Genomic DNA, 22,129 nt, shown 5'->3' with positions numbered 1-22,129 from the left:
TTCTACTTTGCTCTATATAATTCACAGCATTTTTTTGTTAACTCTCTCACTCTACCAATATAGGCTGTACGTTCATTCACACCAAGCACACCTCTTGCATCAAGTAGATTAAGTAGATGGCTCGTTTTAATACATTGGTCATAAGCTGCTATCGGCAATTCTTTTTCAACAAGGAATTTACACAGTTTTTCTGTATCCTCAAACTGCTGTTGTACTACTTTAGTATCATAATAATCAAGTGCCAGGTAAGAAAACTCTCGCTCTCTTTGTTTAAAAATATCTCCATAAGTTGCACCGCTACCGTTCCACATTATGTCGTAAACATTATCTACACCCTGTATGCACATTGCTAAACGCTCTAACCCATATGCTACTTCACCAGGAATTATTCTGCAGTCAATACCTCCCACTTGCTGTATATAAGTAAGTTGTGTTACTTCCATTCCGTTGCATGTAACCTCCCAACCAAGACCGGATGCACCAACACTTGGGTTTTCCCAATCATCTTCAATAAACTTAATATCATATTCTTTTGTCGATACACCAAGAGCTTTTAAGCTATTTAAGTAAATATCTTGCAAATTGCTGCCAGATGGTTTTATTATAACTTGGTATTGATGATGCTGATATAAACGATTAGGGTTGTCGCCATAGCGTCCGTCTGCAGGTCTGATTACTGGTTGTAGATACGCAATTTTTGTTGATTTTTCGTCAATCGCTGACATGATTGTTGCGGGATGTAGTGTTCCAGCTCCAACTTCAGACGTATATGGATGAAGTATAGTACACCCTTCATCTGCCCAAAAATCTTGTAATCCCTTTATTATATCCTGTAGATTCACGCAAACTGTATATCTTTTAAACTGAATACATAAGCAAATAAGTACTATTCTATACTTATTTTTTTAATAGTGCCATGAAAATAGTCACTCAAGGCTATTGAACTTTCTTTTACATACTCAAATATGCTTTTATTTAAAACAATCGCATCATGCATAGTCAGATCGCAGAATATAAATGCAGTCAAGTACAATAAAATCACTGCATAAAACACATGAAAAATCCCTTCAAATGTGATTGATATTGCATTGTTATAACTAAGCTGTATCGTACTTATCGGCCATGGTTTTATTACTTCTACAATATTAAAAAATAAATAAGGTATTATAAAGAAAAAGAACAAATGCATAAGATCATTAAACCAAAATGGACATTGAAGTATTGCTTTACATATACTTAGATAGAATTTACTTACAATATAATAAATTGACATTATTGCCGGCATCGAAAGCGCAACAGTCAGCACCTGTCCTGATGCTATTTGTATTACTATATTCTCATCACTGCTAGCTGAAGGATCTTGAGTATGAAAAATAGATATGCCAACTAATTGCAGCACTAACATAACTATTGCTAGCTTGGTAAAAATAGCAGCCACAACTATGCCTGAATTCGGCATTTTATATAGTATAAAATCACCTCCGTATGTAAGCATTAATATAATGTCGGTAATAAATAATATTAGAAAAGAAGACCAATAATGCTGCCAACCCGGTAAATATCCTACTCCTAAAAAAGAGCTTACTATTTTGGCAGGAAAAACCTTGCCTAGCACCTTACCCAAAAATTGAAAAAAAATCCCCATGTCCTAACTAACACTTGACTTATATTTTTCACAATACTGAATTGTAATGGACTTATCAATACACTTCTTGCATAGAAAAAAGGCAAATAGTTAAAAACGATCTAAATTTACCAATAACCGTTATCCCTTCTTTCTTCATATTATTGTCTCTATCCCAGTGCTCCTTTTCCTGTCATTCAAGTAGCCCCTTTGCGTCATTAGATCTCTTGCATAACTGGAATTCAAAAGTTGATGTCATTCCAGCTCATGACGCTGGAATCTAGTCTTTATTATGATTCAATTTGCGGTTAGTTTTTCTGGATCACAGTGTCACGCACTGTGATATGATGTCAGTATGTATAGCTAATTCAAAATATTAAAAAATTTACTAAATAAAAAAAAAGGCAAAAGAACCCCCTTATAGCGAATTTTATAATTTAAATTGGCATTGTAATAATGTGCTAACAAGCGCGATTTGGCTGAATGTAGAAAAAATAAAAAAGACATGCAGCCGCTATAATTTTATGTAATCTGCCAATATATACCTGAGTTTTTTACTGAATTTTTGTTGTTAAATCTGCAGAGATTAAAAACAAGGATAAATACTCTTATTGATATGATAAGGAAAGTGGGAAGGTTTGTCAAGTCACTTCGGCCAGCTACCTACTTAGATGTTCCACACTGCTAAGTAGATACCAAATTTTTTGCAACATCAAGTGCAGCATAGGTAAATATTGCACTTGCACCTGCACGTTTAAAACCAATTAAGGACTCATAAATCACTCTGTTATAATCCAGCCAGCCATTATTTGCTGCAGCTTTTATCATTGCGTATTCACCGCTTACTTGGTAAGCAAAAATCGGAAAATTAAACTTTTCACTTGCTGTTTTTATTACATCTAAGTATGGCATACCCGGCTTTATCATAATAAAATCTGCACCTTCATCTATATCCATTTCGATTTCGCAGATTGCTTCACGTGCATTTCTATAATCCATTTGATAACCACTTTTGTCGATGAAATTTGATGATGCGCACGAACCGACAACTTGCCTGAACGGCGCATAGAAGCTAGAACAGTACTTTACTGCATAGGACAATATTGACACATTCTGAAAGTTATTATCATCCAATGTTTTTCTTATTTTTCCTATCCTGCCATCCATCATATCAGAAGGAGCAACTATATCGCATCCTGCTTTTGCTAAAACAAGTGCTTGCTTACATAATGCTGACACAGTCTCGTCATTTTCTACATCTATCCTACTGCTTTTTAAAATGCCATCATGACCGTGAGTAGTGTATGGGTCTAGTGCAATGTCTGCAATAATGCCAATATCCGGTACATTTGATTTTACAGCACAAATTGCTTTACAGATTAAATTGTCAGGATTGTACGCTTCCTCGGCGTTTTCAGATTTTAGTTTACTATCAACTACAGGAAAAATTGCAACAGCATTAATCCCCGAGTCCTTAGCTTTCTGAATTATAGAAATTAATCCATCTATTGAATAACATTTGATATCAGGTAAGCCAGAAATTGGCTCAATTGTTTCTTCTCCGTCATGAACAAATAAGGGAAAAATCAAATCATTTACTGATAAAGTGCTTTCACTTGTTAAATTGCGAATCCACTTGCCTGAGCGCCTACGCCTTAACCTTGTATTTGGGAAATTAAACATTGGATCCAGGCAAATTCCCAGTAAAAAGCAACACTCCTGAAATGAGTATTACCCAAAGTACCGATATTGGCAAAAATACTTTCCAACCAAGACGCATTAATTGATCATAACGATAACGAGGTATTGTAGCTCTAATCCAAACAAATATAAACAAAAGTACAACTATCTTCAAAACAAACCAGATTAAACTAGGAATTTTATACAGCAAACTAAGCTCTAATGGAGGATACCACCCTCCTAGAAAGAATATTGTCATCATAGCGCTTGCTAAAATCATATTTGCATATTCTCCCAAGAAAAAGAGAGCAAAAGGCATTGATGAATACTCGACGTTATACCCAGAGACGAGCTCTGCTTCAGCTTCTGGTAAGTCAAATGGGTGACGATTAGTTTCGGCAAGCAAAGAAATAAAAAATATTATTCCTATAGGCATTAGTAATAAATCAATCCAAAATGGCATATTATGTTTCGCTACCACCATCTCTCCAAGATTTAATGTGCCAGTTGTAATAACAACTGTAGCAACTATTAGACCTATTGAAACTTCATATGAAATCATTTGAGCAGCTGACCTTATAGCGCCAAGAAATGCATAATTAGAATTACTAGACCAGCCTGCAATAATAATGCCATATATTCCCAAAGAGGATATAGCTAGCACATAAAGCACTCCAACATTAATATTTGCTATTACCTTAGGGATTATTACCTGCTGTCCATTTTCTGTAATTATTTCAGCTCCAAATGGTATAACTGCCCAGGAAATTAATGCTAAAATAAAGGTGAGCATTGGAGCCATAATAAACAGTATGGTGTTTGCTCTAAATGGTATTATCGGCTCTTTAATTATCAATTTGATAGCATCTGCAAATGGCTGTAGTAGCCCAAATGGCCCTACTACACTTGGACCATGCCTTAGTTGAATTGCACCAATAACTTTACGCTCAAAGTACACTAAATATGCTACTGAAAGCAAAAGTGGAATAAGAAGAAAAAGAATATCAAATATCAAGTACATGCAACCCTAAATCAAAAAAATAGTTCATAATTGTGGCAATAAAAAATACAGCAAATGCTCTAGACACAAAAGACAATGTCCCTATTGAAATCAATAGGACAACACTTTTCTGTACAGCATTTAGCTTAATAGAATAGTAAAATGATATGCATATGAATGACACTAGTGACATCATAATTAAGATCATTGTGAGAGGCAAATAATTCCCTCTTCCCTCGGTAACTATAATAAATGTTATTGCCATCCATACATATCCTTCCGTAAATAGTGCAATAATATCATTGATAAAATCAACTAGCTTATAAACGAACTGTTTTTCTAATGTATTTTGTTCTTTACACAAAAATATAGAGTTTAATTTTCGTTGAAAATATACCAGAATTATTAGTAATAATGGTGTTAGAATAAATAAAATATTAAGTAGAGTGTTCATAAAAATTCTTAGTACAATCTGCCATTATTTTTGAAGCGCGACTTATTGAGTCTGTCATATAAAAATTACACTTTTTTAGAGTGAAAGAGATATTACTTAATTTTATTTCATCACAGGTAATTGGTACCCATTTGTTTTTCACCACTTGGTCAAGATCTCTAAACTGTGGACCAATAGTGTATAATTTCTTCCTCACATCAAATAAATTATCGTATAGTAAGGAAAGGCCCAAATATTGGGATAAATTTTTTATAATCAACCAATCTTCCTTTGCTTCACCAGGAGGAAAAACAGCTAAATTTGTTCTCTGTACTCGCCCTTCAGTATTTACATAAGTTGCATATTTCTCTGTGTAAGCAGCTCCAGGTAGAATAACATCTGCTATGTGTGCTCCACTATCACCATGATGGCCTTGATAAATTACAAATGTACTTTCTAACTTTGATATATCAATTTCATCTGCGCCAAGAAGATAAACTACTTCTATCTCACCACTTTCTGCCTGTTTTAGCATCTGATTAATGTCTTTTCCACCTTTGCTAGGAACAAATCCAATATCGAGTCCACCAACCCTTGCTGCAGCCTTATGCAGTACGTTAAAGCCATTCCAGTCATCTCTGATCATGTTAAATTTTTCTGCAATTTTGCCAGCTAGAGCTAAAACTGATTCAGAATCATCTCTTATTAATGCATCTTGACCGATAATTAGCATAGGGTTCTGAGCCGCACTCAGTAACTCGCAGAATTTGTGATTTCCCTCTTCTATTTCTTTTAGAACGTTTGGACCATCACCTAATCTTTCAACATTATATAGATATTCAAGATTAGGACCAATATTTGCAATAGTGAAATTACCTTGTAAATATCTCTTTCTCAATCTTGCGTTAATTATTGGTGCTTCTATTCTTGGATTTGTATTTATAAGCAGACATAAATCTGCATTTTCTATACCCTCAATAGTGGTGTTGAATACATATGACCCACGATTATTTGATATAAGCTTTGCTCCATCTTGCCTACAATCTATATTCCCCGAGCCGAGCTTCTGCATCACTTCTTTGAGTAGAAGCATAGACTCACAATCTGCTAAATCACCTGCAATTGCAGCTATTTTATTTGATTTTGTATTCTTTAATTTCTTTGCAGCAACAGTTAGTGCTTCATTCCAATCAACTGGGGCTAATTTACCATCTTTTTTTACATAAGGTTGATCAAGACGCTGAACTTTTAGTCCATCATAGGCAAAACGGGTTTTATCTGATATCCATTCTTCATTTACCTCTTCGCTCAGCCTTGGTAATATTCGCATAACTTCCAGGCCACGATAATCAACTCTAATGCTACTTCCCACAGCATCTAGCACATCTATAGTCTCACAATGTGATAGCTCCCATGGACGCGCTGTAAAGGAGTAAGGCTTTGAAGTTAAAGCCCCTACCGGGCAGAGATCTATGATATTTCCAGATAATTCAGAACTAATATGCCTTTTTATGTAAGTGCTAATCTCTACATTTTCTCCCCTTCCGATTCCTCCAAGTTCATTTGTACCTGCAACATCAGACAAAAATCTAACACATCGAGTACAATGAATGCATCGATTCATCGCAGTCTCAATCAGTGGACCAAAATGTTTTTTTGGCACAGCTCTTTTATGCTCATCAAGTCTGCTTATTCCTTTCCCATAAGCCATTGTTATATCTTGCAAATCGCACTCACCACCTTGATCACAAATTGGACAATCAAGTGGATGATTAATTAGTAAAAATTCGAGCACTCCTTCACGCGCCTTTTTTACCTTGGGAGTATCCGTGTGAATAACCATACCCTCTGCAACTGGCATTGCACAAGAAGCTACTGGTTTTGGAGGGCCACCCTCAACTTCAACCAAACACATTCTGCAGTTACCAGCAATTGCTAAACGCTCATGATAACAAAATCGCGGAACTTCAACGCCCACAACTTCACAAGCTTGAATTATAGTGAGCCCATGCTCTACTTCACATTCCTTAGAATTAATAGTAACTTTAACCACAACTACTATACAGCTTCCCACTTTATAGGATTGCCGCTTACCTCATCTTCAACTAGATTGCCATTTTCATATTGAGCAGACATATAATTCATGCGCGAGTCACGATCTATATATCTAACAGGTTTTACCGGTTTATCTTTATACATTTTTTGCTCGGCTTTCTTACGCTGAGTAGGGTTATTTTTACTAGCTGTCTTTGCTTTTCCACCTACTGCCATATAAACTCCTAAAAACTTCTCATTTTATTTTAACACTTAAGTATATAGCGTCAATACTAAATGGCTTTAAAGTTTTAATAGATCATCATTACAATCATCATTTGAACAAAAATACTTTCTTAATGCTGCTCAAGTTCGTAACTTTAGAATCCTCCAAAAAGAAAGTGCAAGTTACTTTTATGATATCATTTTCTACGCCTTGTAAATAGACAATCATGTAGCCATGAATTAAGCCATAAACCCAATACAAATATCCCTAATCATTAACCTCATAGTATTTTTCAACTAATTTATTGAGCAACCTTACACCGAAACCTACTGCCCCTCTTGGAGAAATATCAGTGCCTTTTTCATGCCAAGCAGCGCCCGCAATGTCTAAATGCGCCCAATAAGTGTCGTTCACAAAACGCTGTAGAAACTGTGCAGCCATTATGCTATCCCCACCAGAACCTGCAGGAGCTATATTTTGCACATCAGCAATCGGTGAATCAATAATTTTGTTATAAGTCTCATTCATAGGAAAGCGCCATAATTTCTCATTTACTTCATTTCCTGCATCAATCAGATGATTTGCTAATTCATCGTTATTTGAAAAAAGACCAGCATATTCATTATTTCCAAGCGCAACCACTATAGCACCAGTTAAAGTTGCAAGATCAACCATAAATTTAGGTGAGAATCTGTCTTGCGTATACCACAAAGCATCTGCAAGTATGAGCCTTCCTTCTGCATCAGTGTTCAACACTTCTATCGTCTGTCCAGACATCGAAGTTACTACATCACTTGGTCTTTGAGCATTACCGTCCACTGCATTTTCTGCAAGTGCAACTACACCAACTGCATTTACCTTTGCTTTTCGTCCAGCTAGAGTACGCATCACCCCAACCACAGTAGCAGAACCCGCCATGTCATATTTCATTGACTCCATACCGCGTGAGGATTTAAGTGACACTCCACCAGTGTCAAACGTTATACCCTTGCCTATAAAAGCTATTGGTTTTTGTTCTTGAGAAGCCCCATTCCATTTTACCACCACTAACTTTGGCTCTTTACTACTTCCTTGTGCTACTCCAAGCAGGGCTCCCATTTTTTTCTCTTCCATTTGCTTTTTATCAAGCACTTCAACCTCAAGACCAAGTTGAGTAAGTTCAGCTTTTATACGATTAGCGTAAGACTCTGGATATAAAATATTAGGTGGCTCAGTAGTAAAAGCACGTGCAAGAAAGATACCTTCACCTTCGTGTTTTAAACGCTCAAATGATTTTTCAGCACTACTGAATTGCTCATCTTTCGTTAGCACTGTGATCTCCTCTACTTCTGTAATTTTTTCATCTTTTTTAGTTTTATACTTATCAAACTTGAAACTGCGCAGAAATGCTCCATATGCAACATTTGCTGTACTGCCCTCGATTGAAATAGCTGCTCGCTTGATTCTTAATCTGCTTAGCTCACAATATATTTTACCACCAATATTTAATCCTTTGCTTTCATCCCATTCATCTCTCATTCCAAGACCAGCAACTATAATATTTTTTCCCTCTGATGAAGTAACGGAGAAAAATTCACCAAAACCTCCATTAAAACCACTAAATTTCTTGATGTTATCTATAGCTTGCTTATCTTGTAGAACATTAGTTATGAGCTTATCACCCTCAAACAAACCTACCACTAGCGTCTCAAAATCGGGTAAAGCTTTAGAAATTGTTATCTTCATCGTTGACATCTCCGTTGCAAATAATTGTAAGCTGCACATAAAACATAGTAAAAACATTAGTAAGATATTTTTCATATACATTTTAAGTACAATAGCGCTTAAGACTACTATGAACTCCCCTGATATGCAAGGGCTTTATCTTTTATCAGAAAATTTGTTATGCCCACCTAGGGTTATATTAAATGTGTAGGTCTTCATGGCCTGATTGTTATAAGTAAATGGTGCTATCAGAAGGCTTGCAAGTCCACTCTCAATAAGATTACCAAGAAGAAGATCATCACAGTTATCGCAATTATGATCAGCAAAAAACATTTGTGTTGTGAATTCTGGAAAATCTGGATGTTGGACCAAAAAGTTTATGTGTGGAGCCCTATCACCAATTTTACCTGGTACTATTGTAATAAAATTATAATAGCCAAGGTTATTTACTACAAATCTTCCTGATCCAGCAAAATTTGGATCAAGCTCCACATTTTCATCATAATAGCTCATGCCAAGTGAGTCTGCGTGCCATATAGAAACCACAGCATTTTGTATCGGTAAGCAATTTACATCAGTAACTCTACCCACTACATTTATTAATTCTCCTGCTGCATTATTTGGAGAGCCAGGTTTTCTTCTTAAATTATTTGAAGAGTTAAAGCTTTTTGGCCTTGTTTCAAGATCATAAATTCCTGGAGTTTCAATACAATTAAGCAAAATAGGATCAGCCGCAAATAATGACAAATCGAATATAAATTGTACTAAAAACGCTAATAAGATATTTTTTACATTCATTTTGTTTATAGTGCTTTTATCAGAATTATAGCAACCTTTTTCTTTTATTAAAGACAAGACTTTCTTTGAAGCCTCCTTAGAATCACAACTATCCTTTCAGTGTATGAGTTTTAGGTTTTAGTACTGCATACACAACTGCACGGACTTCCAATTTAGAAATTGCAAATCAATCCAAACACGCAAGTGTAATGTTACCGCCACATGCTGTAGTGTTGACACTTACAACCTTTTCTATAGAAAAACGTTGCAGATAATTAGGACCACCAGCTTTTGGTCCGGTACCTGACAGTCCTCTACCGCCAAATGGTTGCATTCCAACTGCTGCACCTATTTGATTGCGATTGATGTATACATTTCCAACTGATATTTTCTTGCTTATTAAATCGATCTGACTTTGTACACGGCTTTGCAAAGAAAACGTAAGTCCATATCCTGTATTGTTTATATCACTTATAACTTCATTTAACTGCGACTTATTAAAACGTATGATATGTAAAATAGGCCCAAACACTTCTTGCTTTAATTGCGAAATTTTTTGTATCTCATAAATGTACGGAGGAAAGAAATAACCATTATAAGAATTTGTATCCATGGGTACCTTGGACAAAAGGTTTGAATCTTCATCACTTGATATTTTTTCCGTATGTTTAGTGAGCATATCAATAGATGCTTTGTCAATTATTGGACCAATATCTGTGCTCAGTTGTATTGGGTCACCTATCTTTAGTTCTTGAGCTGCATTGCATATCATTTTTATCTGTTTTTCTGCTATATCTTCTTGAATAAATAGCACTCTGAGAGCAGAACAACGTTGACCGCCACTGCGAAATGCAGAAATTAAAACATCCTTAGTTACCTGCTCTAAAAGAGCAGAACTATCAACAATCATAGCATTTAATCCACCAGTCTCAGCGATATGTGGCACAATAGGACCATCTCTACTAGCAAGCATTCGATTAATTATTTGAGCAGTTTGTGTTGAACCAGTAAAAGCTACACCAGAAATTCTATTATCTGGTACTAATGTTTTACCTAAATACCAACCATCCCCTGGAATAAGGTGTAGCACATTTTTTGGTATTCCAGCTTCATGTAGTATCTTAACAGCTTCATAGGCAATAATCGGCGTTTGCTCTGCCGGTTTTGCCAGCACTGCATTACCTGCTGCAAGTGCAGCTGAAACCTGTCCAATGAAGATAGCGAGTGGAAAATTCCACGGTGATATGCATAAGAAAACTCCTCTGCCTTCAAAAAAGATGAAGTTATCTTCACCTGTTGGACCTGGCAATTTTTTCCAGTCATTCAGTTCATTTTTTGCTATCATTGCATAATAGCGCAAAAAGTCGATTGCCTCTCTTACTTCTGCTATTGCATCGGATAAAATTTTTCCTGCTTCTACAATCAGAATATAAATTAACTCTTTCATCCTTTCCTCAAGCAAATCTGCAGCTTTTTCAAGGCATTTAGCGCGCTCTTCTGCTGAAACATTCTGCCACTTAGTAAAAGCACTATGTGCTATTTCAAGAGCATTTAAAGCCTGAGCACTTGTTGCACTTGACACTTCTCCAATTACATTTTCCAAATGTGCAGGATTCACTACTTCGGTAAATTCCGCACTGTCAAGAAACGACTCTCCATCAATTATTGGGCCAACTTGCCATTTCTTTTCACTAAATTCCCTTATATCATTTGCAAATTGTGAAACTGCAATTGAATCGCTAATATCCATCCCCAAGGAGTTTTTTCTTTCCTCTCCAAAAATATCTCGTGGCAACGGGATGCTTGGATGAGGCTCATATTCTAAGCTTTTAGCTTTTTCTAATGGATCTGAGACTAATTCTTCAATTTTAACGTCAGAATCATTTACTTGATTGACAAACGAGCTATTAGCTCCATTTTCAAGAAGGCGCCTAATAAGATATGGTAATAAATCACTATGTTTACCAACAGGTGCATATATACGACAATTGATGCTTGTTGCAAGTTCTGAAATTGCATAATCATACAAACTTTTACCCATTCCATGTAAGCGCTGAAACTCAAACCCAGGATGATTTTTATCGGCAAGCTCTATTATAGTAGCAAAAGTATAAGCATTATGAGTTCCAAAACATGGATAAAAGTGATTCTCTTTGCTTAAAAGTTTCTGCGCACAGGCAAGATAGCATACATCTGTGTGGCTTTTTCTAGTAAACACCGGATAACCAACTAACCCTAATTCTTGTGTGCGCTTGATTTCTGAGTCCCAATATGCTCCTTTTACAAGCCTCACCATAATTTTATGCTTTGATCGAATGGCAACATCTTCAACAAAATCAAGAACAGATAAAGCACGTTTTTGATACGCTTGCACAGCCAAGCCAAGCCCCTCCCACTTAGAAAGTGAATCATCAAGACGCAATTGCTCAAATAAAACTAATGACATCTCAAGTCTTTCTGATTCTTCTGCATCTATACAAAGTGAAATGTTATATTTCTTCGCTTCATGACACAGTTCCAGCAACTTAGCTCTCAGCTCTTCAGCTATATTACCAAATTGGCTAAATTCATAACGTGAGTGCAGTGAAGACAATTTGATTGAAACCCCTTGAGATTTAAAGCAATCATTTATGTCAGCAGATTCACCTATGGCTTTTATTGCATGCATGTATAAATTAAAATACTCTTCCGCATCCTCAACTGTGCAAGCAGATTCACCAAGCATATCAAAAGAGCATAAATACTTACTGTAGTCATCTGATTTCACACTTTCCAATGCTTTTTCTATAGTTTCTCCAACAATAAAATGCTTGCCAAGAATGGATATTGCTTGTTTCACCGCTTTGCGGATTATTGGCTCTCCTAAATTTTTCAATAACCTGGAAATTATGTGATAGAATTTTGAATCCTCTTCATTGTTTCTTAATATACTGCTTCCTATAATTAAACTCCATGTAGAAGCATTAACAAACAATGAAGAGGAACGCCCCAGGTGTTTATTCCATTCTTGGTTGGCAATTTTATCTTTGATCAATTCATCTATTGTGTAATCGTCTGGTATTCTAAGTAATGATTCAGCAAGACACATTAGCGCTACTCCTTCGTCGTTAGAAAGTGAGTACTGTTGTATAAAAGAATCTATAATGCCTAATTTACTACCTCTAATCTTTTCGACAATTTGTTTTGCAATATTGTAAACTATGTTTTTTGAATCAGCCGAAAGTTCTGATTTTTCTACAAGATAACGTACGTGACTTTTTTCATCAGCACGATAAAATGCCTGCAATCGTTTTCGTAATGCGTTAGGTTCTTGTATAGAACTGATCATAATTATCTACAAAACACCCTTTACCATATGTAAGGTAAGATTATATCATAACTTTGCATCGAATAAATTATTATTTAAATAAAGAGCCAGAATCGATTCAAAAAACCTAGTTAATGACTGTGATAGCTCAAAAGGACTGCGCAAGTATATAGCTCAACACTCCACCACTCATCAAGTACTTAACCTCAGTTGCAGTTTGTACACAGCACTTGAGTTGAATGGATTGCTCTGAATCATCCTTTCTTTTAATGATACATTCTAGATTTCCATTTGGTACTACTTCACCTTTTATGCTCACTATCTCACTACCATCAAATACCTTTCTCGTTACTCCATCCTGAAATGCAAGTGGAAGAACACCCATACCGACCAAATTGGACCTATGTATGCGTTCAAAACTTTCTGCAATCACAGCTTTAATTCCCAGTAATGCAGTACCCTTTGCTGCCCAATCCCTACTTGAACCTGTACCATATTCTTTTCCTGCAATAACAACTAATGGAACAGCTTCTCTTTTATATTGCATTGCTGCATCAAAAATTGACATAGTTTCTTGAGAAGGAATATGTTTTGTATAGCCACCCTCAGCGCTCACCATTTTATTTCTTATTCTGATATTAGCAAAGGTTCCACGCATCATTACGTTGTGGTTACCGCGGCGAGATCCATATGAATTGAAATCTTGCGGTTCAACTCCAAGACCTTTTAAATATATGCCTGCAGGACTATTTGAGGCAATATTTCCAGCAGGGGAAATGTGGTCAGTAGTGACGCTATCGCCAAACATCGCTAGTATTTGCGCATTCTTTATATCAACTATGTTGCTTTTATTGTTCTTAATCGATAAATTATCAAAATAGGGAGGGTTTTGTATATAAGTGCTTTTCGCGTCCCAATCATAGATTTCACCTTTCTCACACTTTATCTTTTGCCAATGCTCATCACCAGAAAAAACATCCTTATACTTTTGTATGAACATTTCACGCGTCACAACACTTTTAACACAGCTCTCAACTTCATTATTTGTTGGCCATATATCTTTGAGATAGACATCATTTCCATTCTTATCTTTGCATATTGAATCTTTTGTCAAATCAATTTGCACAGTGCCTGCAAGTGCATATGCAACAATAAGTGGCGGAGATGCCAAGTAATTAGCTTTGACTAACGGATGAATTCTTCCTTCAAAGTTACGATTGCCAGACAAAACTGCAGCAACAGTTAAGTTTTTGTTTTTTATATCATCCTCTATATCCTTATTAAGTGGACCAGAATTTCCAATGCAAGTTGTGCAGCCATATCCAACTAGATTAAAACCCAAAGCATTTAGATCTACCTGCAATCCAGACTTTTCTAAATATTCTGTCACAACTTGTGACCCTGGAGCAAGAGAAGTTTTAACCCAAGGCTTTGATTTTAATCCAAGTTTAATTGCATTACGAGCTACAAGACCTGCAGCAATCATCACACTTGGATTTGAGGTGTTAGTGCAGCTTGTTATTGCTGCAATCACTACGCTGCCACTCTGGAGCTGATCGCCATAGATAGGTTCCAACGGAGGTCTGTTTGTCTCATTAATAGGAAAAGATGTAGAAAAAGATTCCGCTACTTCTGAAAGGAAAATCTTATCCTGTGGTCTTTTAGGACCAGCCATCACTGGCTTTACGCTTGATGAATCAAGCTCTAGTGTGTCAAAAAATGCTAACTCATTACTGCTACGCCACAATCCCTGCTCTTTTGAATAGACTTCAACTAATTTGATCAGCTCTTCTGGTCGCCCTGTTAAATGTAAATAATCGAGTGTTTTCTGATCAATTGGAAAAAACCCACAAGTTGCACCATACTCTGGGGCCATGTTAGCTATAGTGGCCCTGTCTGCTAGAGATAAATAATCTAAACCATCACCATAAAATTCTACAAATTTACCAACAACACCTTTTGTTCTTAGGATACTGGTAACCGTCAGCACTAAATCAGTCGCAGTTACTCCTTCCGGTAGTCTGCCAATTAATTTAAATCCAACTACTTCTGGAATCACCATACTAATTGGTTGACCAAGCATCACAGACTCAGCTTCTATGCCTCCAACACCCCAACCAAGGACTGATAACCCGTTAATCATTGTAGTGTGACTGTCAGTACCAACTAAAGTGTCAGGATATATGACCCCATCATTATTACACACAACTTGCGCTAAATACTCAAGGTTTACTTGATGGCAAATTCCAGTACCTGGTGGTACTACTCTAAAATTTGTGAAGGACGACTCTCCCCACTTTAAAAATTGATATCTCTCCAAATTTCTTTTTACTTCTAGCTCAACATTTTTACTGAATGCGGAAGTGCTTCCATAACTATCTACTTGAACAGAATGGTCAATCACAAGATCAACCGGTACAGATGGGTTTATGTTACTCGGGCTTCCTCCATTTTGCTTTACATAGCTCCGCATCGAAGCTAGATCAACAACAGCAGGAACCCCTGTAAAATCTTGCATCAACACCCTTGCTGGTTTATAGCTAATTTCGTGATTAGTGTGTTTATTGACGCAGTCTGCTAGTACTCTTATGTCATCCAGCTTTACGTTTACTCCATCTTCATTGCGCAATAAATTTTCAAGCAGAACCTTAAGCGAGCAGGGCAACTTAGTCACATCTATTCCTAAAAATTCACTAGCACTACTTAGGCTGAAATAGTTGTATGACTTCCCGTCAATGTTTAAAGTCGTTTTTGCGTTTAAAGAATTATTCATCAGGTTACATCATATTAGTTAAAATTGGAATTACTACCGTTACTTTTTTGTTGTTGACCTTGCTGCTCATATATAGTTTCAAAATCTATAGGATCTAGCATCAGTGGGGGAAATCCACCACCACTTGTAACTCTTGCAATTATTTCTCTTGCAAAAGGGAAAAGAAAAGTAGGTCCACCAATAAATAAAGCTTGTCTCACCTCTTCTTCACTTAGCTCTGTAAAGTTTTCTATTGAAAAAATACCGCAATACTTTACCTCGCAAATGAAAGCTATATCATCTTTTACATCTTCATCTTTTACCGTTGCTTTGGCTTCTATATGCAAAGTAATTTCATGAAAAGGCTTTTCTTCACTTATTCCTTTTTTATTTTCTGTTCCTTCTAATTTTGCTGAATTAATATTAACCATTACATTAATATCAGGAGCTTTACTAGAAGGAAGGAATGGCGAATTTGGATTCTCAAACGAAAAATCTTTGACATACTGACCATGAATTTTCATTTTGTGTTGTAACATTTCTTACTTCTCCTTTAATTAAGTTGAGATATTTAATACTTTCTTATATAATATATTCATTTATAAACGAATAGCAAACCTAACTATAGGCTAATATGCAAAACATATTTTTATCAAAAATTAATAATATTTAGATACTTTATATACCAAGGGGTTAAGTTACCATGATAGAGCTTGTAATATATGCTTTACTAGCGGCGTTTATTTTTTCACGCTTATATAATTCTTTAGGAAAATCAGCCAGTCTCAACCTAAAAAAGCTAACAGGTGTATTGGATGTAAGTCAAAGTAAAGAGGATGTAGTAGAAAATATCGAAGATTATATTTATAGCAATGACAAAAGTTCAATAGAAGCTACTTATGAACAAATATTACAAAAAAACAGAGATTTCTCTATTTCCAATTTTATCGAAGGTTCAAGCATAGCTTTTGAATTAATAATTAAATATTTTAACCAAGGAAATTTACCTCAATTAAAATCCCTTCTGGACAAAGATTTGTATAACAGCTTTGTGGACAAAATTAAACATCGTAAAGAGGTACACGAGTCTATAATTGTTTCTATCGTTTCACAAAAGATCTTAGAAATAAAACTAGTAAAAAACGTAATATTTGTTGCAGTATATTTCCTTTCAGAGCAAATTAACTTTGTTAAGAATAATGAAGGAGACATCATATCAGGTAGTATGTCTACCATTAACAAAGTTGAGGATGTATGGCAATTCAAAAAAAATATTAATTCATCAGACCCAACTTGGTTACTTGTTTCTATTAACTATAAGAAGGCAAGTAATGATAAAAATTTAACAACAAATGACAACTGATGGAAAGTAGGCTACGAGAAATAGTACTTGATACTGAAACTACAGGTCTTGACACTGAGTCTGGTCATCGAATTATTGAGATAGGATGTGTGGAATTAATTAATCGTATTCCAACAGGCAAAACATTTCATCGATATCTTAATCCAGAAAGAGATATACCTTACCACTCATTTAAGATTCATGGTATTAGTGAGGAGTTTTTGGAAGATAAACCACTATTTTCAGATGTTACACTTGAATTTCTTGACTTCATATCTAATGACATTTTGGTAATTCATAATGCTGAGTTCGATGTTAAGTTCCTTAATATGGAATTAGGCAAGTTAAATGCTAGGTTAATTTCCTCAGATAGAGTGCTAGATACATTGCCACTTGCAAGAAAAAAATTCATAGGGTCACCTGCTTCTTTAAATGCATTATGTAAACGTTTTGATATATCTCTGGAAGGTAGAGAGTTACACGGAGCATTAGTTGATGCTCAATTGCTTGCAAAGGTCTATGTTGAGCTTACAGGAGGATTGCAAACCTTTCTGTTTAATAATGAATGTGATCAGGACAATAACTCCACGTTTATCCAGCACAAAGTGCGAAATTTAGCTCGCAGAGAACACTCACCAAGTAGTGAAGAATTTGATGAGCATAAGAAACTGTTAGACAAAATTAACAATCCACTTTGGAAGGAATATGTTGAATCAGTCAACTAGTTAATATATGATTTAATTTTATTAGGAACGCTTTAATGGTAAAGTCTATAAGGTTATTGTCTAGTCTACTAATAGCATTAGCAGCTGTCTTCTTAGGTTATTGTTATTTTACTAAGAAAGGCATCTTTGTCCCATACAATACAGAAATTAAAATAGGTGGGGATTTTTCTTTGATTAACCAAAACGGGCAAATAGTACGCAGTAGTGATTTCAAAGATAAGTATATGATGATTTTTTTTGGATTTTCCTCATGTAAAAGAATTTGCCCTATGAACCTTGGAATAATTTCAGAAACACTTGCAAAGTTAGACGAGAAAACTGACAACAAGCTACAAACATTTTTTATCACAGTTGATCCTGAGCGCGATAATACAGAAAGGCTTAAAGAATTTCAGCAGCAATTTGACCATAGAATACAAATGCTAACTGGTGAAAGACAAAAAATAGACGAAGTAGTTGCAAAGTATAAAGTATATGCAAGTAAAACAGATGGGGAAGAGGAAATTAACCATTCTTCAATAATATACCTTATTGGCCCTGAAGGGAAATATGTCACACACTTTGTCGCTGATTTAAATTCAGATGAAAGTCAATCTGATAAGATTTTGGCTGAGATAAAAAAATATGTAAACTGAACTAAAGAGTATTCGCTATTCACTTACTTAAAATTTATGTTAGTGTCTATTTTGCTTAAAATGAGTCGTTTTTTCTAATTTTTTCTAGCATCAACTCAGCAGCTTTTTGTTCAGCAATTTTTTTACTAGAAGCGCATGCAGAAACTTTGCCATAATTCTCTATGAAAATTGATATAGTAAACTCAGGATTGTGTGCTGGTCCAGTTTGTTTTACAAGTTCATACTCTGGTAAAGGTAATTTGTTTTTCTGAGTCCACTCTTGCAGTGAAGTTTTAGGATCTTGAGGAGGATCGAGGATGTCTTTAGCTAGCTTTTCCCAATGTCGGATAATAAATTTTTCAACACTCTCAAGTCCACCGTCAATATAAATTGCACCTATTAGTGCCTCAAGCGAATTTTCTAAATTTTTTAAGTTACATTTCCCTCCGTTGCAACGTTCACTATTATTCATGATGATAAAGTTACCTAACTCTATTTCTTTAGCAACATTAGCAATGGTACTACCACAAACTAAATCCGTTTTTCTTTTTGCCAATGCTCCTTCTTTTTCTTCAGGAAACATTTTAAACAGCATAGCAGATACAACCATGTTCAAAATACTATCGCCCAAAAACTCTAGCCTTTCGTAGCTTACGATCTGGTCTTCGCTATTCCTTTTATTTACGCTTGGATGGGTTAATGCCTCTTCTAATATTGCATGATCTGTAAATTGATAATTAATAACTTTAGATATTATATCGTTCAAAACTTTCATGTTCATCATTCAAAAGAAAAACGCTTTCTACCACCTTTATACCAGAGAATTAGTTTTATTTTATTAAAATAATACCACCACTTCCAAAATTAATGTATACAACCCACCGCTTCAGTAACGTTACTAAATCCATCCCTTCTTACTAGTTCCGCAAGCTCCAGGTTAATTTTGTTCACAACTTGATGCCCCTGGTATACAAGAGCAGTGTATAGCTGAACTAAAGAAGCTCCTGCCTTTATTTTTTCATATGCGTCAACACCACTTGAAACTCCCCCACATCCTATCAATAAAATTCTGCTCTTAGTAAGCTTGTACATATCACTCAATAACTCAGTTGAAAGTTGAAACAATGGTCTGCCACTCAACCCACCGCTCTCATTATAGTAAGAATCTCGACTTATCGTAGTGTTGCTTACTATTAAGCCGTCAATTTTATATTCTAGTGTAAGCTCAGCGATATTTTCTTTTGTTTGCTGATCTATATCTGGAGAAATTTTTAATATTATCGGTATGGATTCAGAGCTATCGATTGATTTTCGGGTTAGAGTGATAGATTTCAACAATTTGGATAATTCTTGTTTATTGTGCAAATTGCGCAAGTTAGGTGTGTTTGGAGATGAGATGTTCAGTACTATATAATTGCTCTTTCCATATACTATCTTTAGCAACTCAACATAATCGCTTATTTGATCCTTTGATGTACTGTTTTTTCCTATATTGATGCCAAAAATGCAATCATCAAGCTTAGCTTCGCTGATCTGTTTAAGAAGATAGTCTATTCCTTTATTATTAAATCCCAATCTATTAATTATTCCTTCATCTTTAATTAATCGAAAAATTCTCGGTTTCTTGTTTCCATATTGGGGATGTTTAGTTACAGTACCAGCCTCAATAAATCCAAAACCAAATGAGAGCATCGGCTTTACAACTTCCGCATTTTTATCAAAACCTGCAGCAAGACCTACAGGACTCCTAATTTTATTACCAAAAAAGTTTACATTTAAAGACTTAGGTAGTTCTATAGGTTTCCTACAGGGCATCTTTTTTAACGCCGTTATTACCAAGGAGTGAGCAATTTCAGGCGGCAGTAAAAACAATAAATTACGTAATATCATTTTGTAAAACACTTTGCTTATTTTTAGTTTATTTTTTACCATGCAACAAGAATAACTTAGAAAGCTTGAGGTTTATCAAAATAGTAAGTATATAGTTTCTATGAGTAGTAAAAACTAATTTTTCTGAAGGGAAACCAGAACTTGATCAGTATTTTTATCTACTAATTCGAGGTAGCCAAATTTGTTAATTTGAGATTTTATTAGTATAGGAATCTTATTTCGATTTAAATAAAATCCCTGTTTTGATTGTTTATTAATCCGCAACCTTACATCCCCATTTTTCCAAGCAAGCATCTTATTTATTCCAGATTTTTCTTTACAATTATCTTCATTTACAAATCCTAAGTATTCATCTTCTGAAGAAGATATTGCAATCTTGCATATTCTATACCCCACCCAATTCCCTAGATATGGATCAGTATCGTCTTTTTCGTGAAGCTTGAACTCTCCTTTGACATATTCCCATGGAGCTTTTGCATCACCTACCTTTTTTAGAAAGAGTACGTCCTGATCAAAGTTTATAATGGTCCTTGTATGAAATGTTGTTAAGCTTGTGTCCCATAATAGTTTTTCTGTGATGCTAAAATGCTCTTTATCCTTTTGCATATTTTGAAATGATACGATTATCACATCTGCTCCAACTTCTCTTCCATAGTTAACATATTGACTAGCACGCCCATGTTTGGCTGTGAATGATGACTTACCTATTAACAGAAAGTCATTAAATAACGCATTATATATAGTCTGTGCACTGTAAGCTGTACCGACGTAAACCGGCTGTTTGTTGGATGAAGGGTACTTTTCTGGTGCAAGATGAGTATACGAGCTCTTTAATAAATAGTGAAAAGTGCAACTGGTAAGCAAGAAGGGCAAACCAATCAATAATAAAACTTCTGTTAATCTCTTTGGCATTTTACTGCTTATATTTTGAATATAGTATCTTATTTTTTTAAATATTTCATTAAAAGCCACACTTCTTGTTAAAATTTCAGAAGAAAAAACGATCTAATTGGAGTAAGAGGCCGGGACCGGAATTGAACCGGTATAAAAGGATTTGCAGTCCTCCGCATAAGCCATTCTGCCACCCAGCCGTTTTTTATGCATAGATATCCATTATATCTTTTAGCATAGATAAAGCATCCTCTCTTTTTCTTTGAAAAGTGTTACGCCCGATAATTGAACCATTACCACCGCCTTGCTTAATTTCTTTCGCTTCATTGCATATGTCATTCACTGATTTCGACTCGCCACCAGAAAAAACTACTATTCTTTTCCCTGCAAAACAAGATCTTTTAACATATTCAATTCTTTTAGATAATGACTCAATATTTTCTGTTTCTATTTTCTCCCTTTCCAAATAGTTAATTGGAAGTTTTACTTTGATTATATTAGCGCCAAGTAAAGCCGCTATATGCGCAGCATAAGCAATGACATCAACTGCTGTTTCGCCTTCTTTGGAAATTCCTTCACCGCGTGGATAAGACCATAGCACTACGGCAAGGCCGCAAGACTTAGCCTCAGCTATAATTTCGCGAGCTTCTTCCATCATATCGAAGCACTTAGCAGAACCAGGATATATAGTAAACCCAACAGCTACGCAACCCAAACGCAGCGCATCTTTTACAGAAGCAGTTATTGCTTGATCAGAAGTTAAGTTTTTCGAGTGCAAGGAGTTAGCACTATTAAGCTTCAAAATAAGTGGTAGCATTCCAGCATAAGTTGAAGCACCAGCTTCGATCATACCAAGCGGAGCAGCATATGCGCTTACTCCCGAATCAACTGCAAGCTGAAAATGATAATGCGGATCGTAAGCATCAGGATTAACTTCAAAACTTTTTATTGGCCCATGCTCAAATCCTTGATCTACAGGAAGAATTACTAACTTGCCAATTCCACTAAGTTTTCCATGCATAAGAATACGAGCAAGATTTGCTTTTACTCCAGGATTTTCACTTTCGTAATAACTTAGGATTTGTTTTACTTCTTCACTCATTAACATCTTCAAATTTACTTAAAGTGTA

General features: G+C 35.5%; 18 protein-coding genes and 1 tRNA gene. 3 read left to right on the top strand and 16 right to left on the bottom strand.

What is annotated here, in order from left to right; genetic code table 11:
• Positions 1-2: 2 nt before the first annotated feature.
• The 11 genes from ONG78_RS03190 to secB all read right to left on the bottom strand — a co-directional run bounded on the left by ONG78_RS03190 (position 3) and on the right by secB (position 16,076).
• Positions 3-842 (bottom strand): glycine--tRNA ligase subunit alpha, encoded by an 840-nt coding sequence (locus tag ONG78_RS03190; protein ID WP_264374578.1) that lies wholly within the window; start codon positions 840-842, stop codon positions 3-5.
• 44 nt (positions 843-886) lie between these two features.
• Positions 887-1,645, bottom strand: coding sequence for a phosphatidylglycerophosphatase (locus ONG78_RS03185; protein ID WP_264374577.1), 759 nt, complete (start codon positions 1,643-1,645; stop codon positions 887-889).
• A gap of 663 nt (positions 1,646-2,308) precedes the next feature.
• Positions 2,309-3,307, bottom strand: a complete 999-nt coding sequence (gene hemB, locus ONG78_RS03180; RefSeq protein ID WP_010404406.1) for a porphobilinogen synthase — start codon at positions 3,305-3,307, stop codon at positions 2,309-2,311.
• Positions 3,300-4,325 carry an NADH-quinone oxidoreductase subunit NuoH gene (nuoH, locus tag ONG78_RS03175; RefSeq protein WP_264374576.1) on the bottom strand — a complete coding sequence of 342 codons (1,026 nt, stop codon included), beginning with the start codon at positions 4,323-4,325 and terminating at the stop codon, positions 3,300-3,302. Before nuoH ends, hemB begins: the two co-directional genes overlap by 8 nt.
• 416 nt (positions 4,326-4,741) lie before the next feature.
• A complete protein-coding gene (gene nuoG, locus ONG78_RS03170) occupies positions 4,742-6,790 on the bottom strand; it encodes an NADH-quinone oxidoreductase subunit NuoG (protein WP_264374575.1) in 2,049 nt (682 codons plus the stop codon).
• Positions 6,791-6,795: 5 nt separating this feature from the next.
• The gene (locus tag ONG78_RS03165) at positions 6,796-7,008 is read right to left on the bottom strand and encodes a hypothetical protein (protein WP_264374574.1); all 213 of its coding nucleotides are present in this window, start codon (positions 7,006-7,008) and stop codon (positions 6,796-6,798) included.
• A gap of 256 nt (positions 7,009-7,264) precedes the next feature.
• Entirely contained in the window at positions 7,265-8,761 is a 1,497-nt protein-coding gene (locus ONG78_RS03160; RefSeq protein WP_264377649.1) for a leucyl aminopeptidase, read from the bottom strand.
• Between the two features lie 96 nt (positions 8,762-8,857).
• On the bottom strand, positions 8,858-9,499 hold the full coding sequence (locus ONG78_RS03155) for a protocatechuate 3,4-dioxygenase (RefSeq protein ID WP_064085711.1): 642 nt from the start codon (positions 9,497-9,499) through the stop codon (positions 8,858-8,860).
• A 166-nt stretch (positions 9,500-9,665) separates the two neighbouring features.
• A complete protein-coding gene (putA, locus tag ONG78_RS03150) occupies positions 9,666-12,806 on the bottom strand; it encodes a bifunctional proline dehydrogenase/L-glutamate gamma-semialdehyde dehydrogenase PutA (protein WP_264377648.1) in 3,141 nt (1,046 codons plus the stop codon).
• A gap of 127 nt (positions 12,807-12,933) precedes the next feature.
• Entirely contained in the window at positions 12,934-15,558 is a 2,625-nt protein-coding gene (acnA, locus tag ONG78_RS03145) for an aconitate hydratase AcnA (RefSeq protein ID WP_264377647.1), read from the bottom strand.
• A 14-nt stretch (positions 15,559-15,572) separates the two neighbouring features.
• Positions 15,573-16,076: a protein-export chaperone SecB gene (gene secB / locus ONG78_RS03140; RefSeq protein WP_264374570.1), complete on the bottom strand. Its 504-nt coding sequence runs from the start codon at positions 16,074-16,076 to the stop codon at positions 15,573-15,575.
• A gap of 164 nt (positions 16,077-16,240) precedes the next feature.
• On the opposite strand from secB, the gene ONG78_RS03135 reads away from it, so the two are divergent.
• From ONG78_RS03135 to ONG78_RS03125, 3 genes are read left to right on the top strand one after another with little or no spacing between them, the layout of a single operon-like run.
• Positions 16,241-16,900, top strand: a complete 660-nt coding sequence (locus ONG78_RS03135) for a Tim44/TimA family putative adaptor protein (RefSeq protein WP_264374569.1) — start codon at positions 16,241-16,243, stop codon at positions 16,898-16,900.
• The gene (dnaQ, locus tag ONG78_RS03130) at positions 16,900-17,604 is read left to right on the top strand and encodes a DNA polymerase III subunit epsilon (protein WP_264374568.1); all 705 of its coding nucleotides are present in this window, start codon (positions 16,900-16,902) and stop codon (positions 17,602-17,604) included. The genes ONG78_RS03135 and dnaQ overlap by 1 nt, the downstream gene beginning before the upstream one ends.
• A gap of 35 nt (positions 17,605-17,639) precedes the next feature.
• Positions 17,640-18,239, top strand: a complete 600-nt coding sequence (locus tag ONG78_RS03125) for an SCO family protein (protein ID WP_264374567.1) — start codon at positions 17,640-17,642, stop codon at positions 18,237-18,239.
• A gap of 55 nt (positions 18,240-18,294) precedes the next feature.
• Here the strand turns inward: ONG78_RS03125 and rnc are convergent, their stop codons facing one another.
• The 5 genes from rnc to ONG78_RS03100 form a co-directional block, all read right to left on the bottom strand.
• On the bottom strand, positions 18,295-18,993 hold the full coding sequence (rnc, locus tag ONG78_RS03120; RefSeq protein WP_264378061.1) for a ribonuclease III: 699 nt from the start codon (positions 18,991-18,993) through the stop codon (positions 18,295-18,297).
• A gap of 89 nt (positions 18,994-19,082) precedes the next feature.
• Positions 19,083-20,150, bottom strand: coding sequence for a quinone-dependent dihydroorotate dehydrogenase (locus ONG78_RS03115; RefSeq protein ID WP_264377646.1), 1,068 nt, complete (start codon positions 20,148-20,150; stop codon positions 19,083-19,085).
• Positions 20,151-20,222: 72 nt separating this feature from the next.
• Complete coding sequence (locus ONG78_RS03110; protein ID WP_006015735.1) at positions 20,223-21,020, bottom strand: hypothetical protein; 798 nt, start codon at positions 21,018-21,020, stop codon at positions 20,223-20,225.
• A 107-nt stretch (positions 21,021-21,127) separates the two neighbouring features.
• A tRNA-Cys gene (locus tag ONG78_RS03105) sits at positions 21,128-21,199 on the bottom strand.
• A 5-nt stretch (positions 21,200-21,204) separates the two neighbouring features.
• On the bottom strand, positions 21,205-22,101 hold the full coding sequence (locus ONG78_RS03100) for a class I fructose-bisphosphate aldolase (RefSeq protein ID WP_010404347.1): 897 nt from the start codon (positions 22,099-22,101) through the stop codon (positions 21,205-21,207).
• Positions 22,102-22,129 lie beyond the last annotated feature (28 nt).

Origin of the sequence: Wolbachia endosymbiont (group B) of Philonthus cognatus, assembly GCF_947179345.1 — a bacterium.
GTDB lineage: Bacteria > Pseudomonadota > Alphaproteobacteria > Rickettsiales > Anaplasmataceae > Wolbachia.
Note: the sequence above shows the minus strand (reverse complement) of the source record. Positions and strands in the feature narration are given on the sequence as shown.

Coding starts and splice junctions, on each gene's coding strand:
- ONG78_RS03185 (WP_264374577.1), bottom strand. CDS start 1,645: ATGGGGATTTTTTTTCAATTTTTGGGTAAGGTGCTAGGCAAGGTTTTT.
- hemB (WP_010404406.1), bottom strand. CDS start 3,307: ATGTTTAATTTCCCAAATACAAGGTTAAGGCGTAGGCGCTCAGGCAAG.
- nuoH (WP_264374576.1), bottom strand. CDS start 4,325: ATGTACTTGATATTTGATATTCTTTTTCTTCTTATTCCACTTTTGCTT.
- ONG78_RS03165 (WP_264374574.1), bottom strand. CDS start 7,008: ATGGCAGTAGGTGGAAAAGCAAAGACAGCTAGTAAAAATAACCCTACT.
- ONG78_RS03160 (WP_264377649.1), bottom strand. CDS start 8,761: ATGTGCAGCTTACAATTATTTGCAACGGAGATGTCAACGATGAAGATA.
- ONG78_RS03155 (WP_064085711.1), bottom strand. CDS start 9,499: ATGAATGTAAAAAATATCTTATTAGCGTTTTTAGTACAATTTATATTC.
- putA (WP_264377648.1), bottom strand. CDS start 12,806: ATGATCAGTTCTATACAAGAACCTAACGCATTACGAAAACGATTGCAG.
- acnA (WP_264377647.1), bottom strand. CDS start 15,558: ATGAATAATTCTTTAAACGCAAAAACGACTTTAAACATTGACGGGAAG.
- secB (WP_264374570.1), bottom strand. CDS start 16,076: ATGTTACAACACAAAATGAAAATTCATGGTCAGTATGTCAAAGATTTT.
- ONG78_RS03135 (WP_264374569.1), top strand. CDS start 16,241: ATGATAGAGCTTGTAATATATGCTTTACTAGCGGCGTTTATTTTTTCA.
- dnaQ (WP_264374568.1), top strand. CDS start 16,900: ATGGAAAGTAGGCTACGAGAAATAGTACTTGATACTGAAACTACAGGT.
- ONG78_RS03125 (WP_264374567.1), top strand. CDS start 17,640: ATGGTAAAGTCTATAAGGTTATTGTCTAGTCTACTAATAGCATTAGCA.
- rnc (WP_264378061.1), bottom strand. CDS start 18,993: ATGAAAGTTTTGAACGATATAATATCTAAAGTTATTAATTATCAATTT.
- ONG78_RS03115 (WP_264377646.1), bottom strand. CDS start 20,150: ATGGTAAAAAATAAACTAAAAATAAGCAAAGTGTTTTACAAAATGATA.
- ONG78_RS03110 (WP_006015735.1), bottom strand. CDS start 21,020: ATGCCAAAGAGATTAACAGAAGTTTTATTATTGATTGGTTTGCCCTTC.
- ONG78_RS03100 (WP_010404347.1), bottom strand. CDS start 22,101: ATGAGTGAAGAAGTAAAACAAATCCTAAGTTATTACGAAAGTGAAAAT.